Annotated in this window: 3 protein-coding genes; all 3 read right to left on the reverse strand. The window is 50.3% G+C overall.

Going from position 1 to position 4,719, the window contains the following annotated elements; genetic code table 11:
- Positions 1-141: 141 nt before the first annotated feature.
- Positions 142-1,833, reverse strand: a complete 1,692-nt coding sequence (locus VXK47_RS06670; protein ID WP_435547992.1) for a DUF1302 family protein — start codon at positions 1,831-1,833, stop codon at positions 142-144.
- A 15-nt stretch (positions 1,834-1,848) separates the two neighbouring features.
- Positions 1,849-4,191, reverse strand: coding sequence for an efflux RND transporter permease subunit (locus VXK47_RS06675; protein WP_435547993.1), 2,343 nt, complete (start codon positions 4,189-4,191; stop codon positions 1,849-1,851).
- A 14-nt stretch (positions 4,192-4,205) separates the two neighbouring features.
- A partial coding sequence (locus VXK47_RS06680; RefSeq protein WP_435547994.1) for a WD40/YVTN/BNR-like repeat-containing protein occupies positions 4,206-4,719 on the reverse strand: 514 nt, incomplete at its 5' end.

Genomic DNA, 4,719 nt, shown 5'->3' on the forward strand with positions numbered 1-4,719 from the left:
CCCACAAAAACCGGAAATAAAATCCCTGCCATAAGAGCTATCGCAATATAGGTTCTTTTTAGCTTAATCATCAATTAGTTCCTCCATTAGTTCCTCCATTTATCAAGGTAATAAAAGTCTGTGATTCATTTTCGATACACATTAAAACTGATACCTCAGCCGGACATAAACCTCGTCATTATTGGCAAGTTCTCCAAAGGGAAGCTCGTGACGATCGCCGGTAAATATCAAAGCGCCGATCTCGGGACGCCAGTGGTCTCCATACTTGAATTCCACACGCGGCTTCACATACCAGCCTGTGCTGGATACATCATATACTACCAGTACTTCCGGGCAGATCCGCCCCATGCTGTACTCCGTATTGACCAGCAGGGTCAAATAATAGGAATCCTCACGGGTTTTCTGCATATAGGGACCCGTGCACAGCTCATCCTGATGGTTAAAAATGTGATAGTTAAAGACCTGACCGGAAATAAAAAACATCTTCTCCGGATTTAGCCAGGTGATGAAATTCTTGTAATCGAACCCGAGCATGGAGGCCTGCAGAACCTTGTCGTCCACCATGTCGCCGGTTTCTCTGATGGCCGAGTCTATATCCCAGATAGTGTTGTTCCACCCCCGGCGCCCGACTTTATTGTAATGTTTGTTCAGGTAGGTAGCAAACTCGCCCCGCCACACCCACAGGCCGGCAGCCTTGTTGAATGTAAACCCGATAACGTTCTCCCGCGGGTACTCAAGACTAAGCTTGATGGGATAGGATTTCAAGAGGCCATCATAACCCATGCCAGACAAATAAGCGGCAATTGCCGTGTTTACGTCAGGAAATGTGTTGTTCACGGGAGCACCGACATAGAGAGGTGGACCGGAGGTGCCTGGGGCAAGAGCGTTGCCCATGCCCAGCAATCCACCCCCTTTATACTTTATAACCGGCGTCTTGGAAAAACCCTGAAAATAATTCAAGGTAAGGAAAAAGCCGCCCAGTTCTCCTCCCAAACGAGCGCCGAATTCACTGTTGCGTACAGAAAACTGGGAAGGAGTGCCACCCTCATCGAAATTCAGGATGCCCATTGTTCTCAGCGTTGGAACGTCCAGGTAGTTCTGCGGATCGGTGAGTGATGGACCGCCGGGACCACCAACAGCCAGAGGAGCATCGACCTTCAGCTTTTCCAGCAAATCAGGATTGGAGGTGGTCCAGGGAGATTTGTGCCGATCCGACATGGTAGTGTCAAAATATATCTTGTCTCTTTGGATATCCCCGGGGTTCCACAGCAATTCCAGGAAGGAATTGTTCTGCGTATTAATTCCGTAAGTCGCCTTGACCACCGTCAGGGGAATGCGAATATCCTCCCATTCACGGGTAATGAACTGGCGCCGCTCATCCAGAGGATTGATGATATCCATAAGCCGCAAGCCATCGGTTTCCCCCCATACCACCTGTTGCTTGCCAATCCGGAAATCCACGCTTCCCAAGGTGGCATCCATATAGAGCTCCCGTATTTTATACTCGGTGCTCAGAGCATCGCGGGAGCCTGCGTACCCATCATCATGAGCCCACTGGTCGCTGTCATGCCGCAGGTCATATATGGCGTCATATATGCCGCGGAAGGTCCCCGTCACCGTAACATTGGGATGCAACCTGGCCGACATCTCCAACTGAAGCCGGTTTTCGCTGCTTACCAGCCCGGAGTCATTTCCTGTCCGGTAAGAACTCTGGTTCTGTATGTAGCCATCTACGGAAAGCCTGTCATCCAAGAAGGAAGCTCCGTGAGCAGCAGAAACCCATCCTGCCAGACATGCAACAAACAGACAAAAAAACAACTTGTTCGTTCTCATTTTTCTTCTCCTTTCTCAAGATTCAAGATTATTAAACAACTTCCCCCTGAACAAATATGCCAATGAGGGAACCAAAAACACCGCCCCGATCATATTTATCAAAATAAGAAACGCCATCAGGAAGCCCATCTCTGCCTGGAAACGCAGCGCCGAAAAGTACCAGAAGGCAATCCCCACCACTACCGTCATGCCGGTGATGAATACCGCCCGCCCGGTAGTTATAAGTGTATTTTGGATAGACAGGAGAATATCCCCGGTGGCCAAAAGCTCATCGTTGATCCGGCTGATTACGTAGATGCCATAATCTACTCCCAATCCCGCTCCGATAGCCGCCACGGGCAACACGTTGATGGTCATGCCCATTTTGGTGATCGCCATGTAAGCCATGGTAACATAATTGGCGGTTACCAGCGAAGCAAGCAGAATGAAGGCCCTCCCGAAGGAGCGGTAGGGGATCACGCAACAGATAAATATAACCCCAAGGGCAATCCACAAGGTAAGATCGTTATACTTTGCAACCACCTCATCCGTGGCCGCAGTGACCCCTACCACACCCCCGGCCAACCGAAATGCCACCTTCTCGGTGGGCAGAGAATTGCTGGCAAGGAATTGCTTGGCCCGGCCGATCGCCCCCCGGACCGTTTCCCCCTTGTGATCCTTGAAATAGGAGATGATATTGCCATACTGATAGGAGATATCGGTCCAGCGGTCCAGATCTCCCGGATCGCTCTTGGATTCAAACATCCACAGGTAAAAAGCGGTCTTTTCCGCAGATGCAGGCAGCATGCTCCATTTGGGGTCCCCTTCGTGGAACTCCCGGTTAAGTTTTTTGACAATCGCTGCCAGGGACTCGGAGCCGCCAAACCCATCGCTGCCTGCAATATCCCGTTCAAAAGCTTCGACCGACCGCAGCACCTCCGGGTCTTTCAATGCCCCCTGTTCTTTTCCATCCAGGATCACGTACATCTGGTTGGTGCCCGGAAAAAGCCTGTTGATCCGTTCATCATCCCGGTTGTAAACAGAATTCGGCCAGAGCAGGGAAGATCCGGGATGGGCATCGCCTATCTCGGCCCGCTGGGCCAATAAAAAGGAGCTGGCAAAAATTATTATGTAGATTCCCAATACCCAGCCCATGCTGCGGCGGGCGGAGCCACGCCTGCTCCCTTCCGTTAACCATTTGCCAAGCCTTTCCATCAGTCTTCCCAGCGCATCCTTTTCGTGTTTGTGTTCCCCTTTCAAAGGAGCCGGTAAATAGCTGAAAAGGATAGGACACAGGATGCTCACGCCCACGACGGCGCTAAGCAGCCAGAGGCCGGCGATCCACCCCAAAGTCCGGAGCAGGGGAATGGGAACAATACACAAGACAAACAAGCCGGCCGCATCAGTGATAATGGAGGTGGCGGAAGGGATGAACATGCTCCGGATTACAGCCACGGATGCCTCTTTAGTGTCAGCCAGTTCCCTGTAATGCTCGCCATAACGTTCGGTCATCTGCACAACATGGGAGATAATCCGGGCCCCGATCACAAAGGGGATAACCATCCCCAGTGGATCCAAATTAAATTTCGCAAGCCCCATCACCCCCAAGCCCCAAAGGGCATTCAGCAAGGCCAATCCCACGGGTAGGGGAGTGAAGAGCGGATGAAACCGTTTCAGACACACTCCTATTAAGAGCAGCTCGGCCAGCACGCTCACCGCGAATATGACAAAGGCGCGGAAATTATTATCATAAATCCACCCCAACAAAGTCGGCCGCCCGGACATATAAACCTTGATATCATCATCTTCCACCTGAGATTTAGTTTTCTGAAGAAAACGGAACAGTTTCTGGTAATCAATGTTATCATTGAAATTGGCAATGATCAGCGCCGCATTGCCGGTAGCCGAAACGAGAATCCCCCGGACAGACTCATTGGAAAAAATGTTTTCCCTTAAAACCGCAATCTCCTGCTTTGTCTGGGGCACTCCCTTCTCAAAAAAGGCGCGGATATCCATGCCGCCTTCCACACCACGGATATTTTTCACCTTGGACTGGGAAATGGAAACCACCTGGGATGTCACGGCATCGGGATAGTACTTGATCTCATCGGTCAGAAATTTAAATTTTTCCAAAAACTTTCTGTTAAAGATGTCTCCCTTCTTACTTTCCACGGCAACCACCATGGTGTTGGCTCCCCCGAACATCTTTTGAAACTGAGCGTTGATCTGCACGTAGGGATGCCGGGGAGGCAAAGTGCTCTCCAGCACGGTTTTAAATCCCAGGTCCTTCATCGCATACGTAAGAAATCCCGTGAGGATCAGGATGGCTATAATAAAAGGAAAACGGTGTCGAATAACAAATCTTGCAAAAAGTTCCATCTTGTTACCTCACTTTATTCAGCTGGACATACTCTATTCAATTGGGTAGTTACAACCTCGCCGGTTTCTCCTGCCAGTAACAAATTTTGGGAATTGCCTGCTATGCCATAGTACCAGTTGAGCGAAATCTTCCTGGGTAGATGAGTTAATTCCCAACTTTGGCCCTTATCTTCGCTTTTCAGCAAGGTGCCCCGCAGCCCTGTCGCATATATCTCTCCGTCAAGAACCTTCACCCTGTATAGATGATTGACGGTGGGAGAAGGAACATCCTGCCACGTCTCACCACCATCCTGTGTCCTTAATATACAACCGCCTACTCCCACTGCCACACCCGTTTTATCATCCTGAAAGTCCAGGCTGTAAAGGGTCGGTCTGGTTTTTCCCAGAGATCCGATATCCAGGATATCCGCCTCTCTCTTCGTTATACATTTCCAGATGGCTCCCCCATCCGAGGTAACCAGAATGCTCCCGAACTCCCCCACGATAAAACCTCTCTTTTCATCCAGAAATTTCACCGCCTCCAGCAAT

The sequence above is a fragment of the Desulfobacterium sp. N47 genome, from assembly GCF_051233685.1.
GTDB lineage: Bacteria > Desulfobacterota > Desulfobacteria > Desulfobacterales > RPRI01 > RPRI01.

Excerpts from the sequence above, each read along its gene's own strand:
- VXK47_RS06675 (WP_435547993.1), bottom strand. The coding sequence starts at position 4,191 with ATGGAACTTTTTGCAAGATTTGTTATTCGACACCGTTTTCCTTTTATT.
- VXK47_RS06670 (WP_435547992.1), bottom strand. The coding sequence starts at position 1,833 with ATGAGAACGAACAAGTTGTTTTTTTGTCTGTTTGTTGCATGTCTGGCA.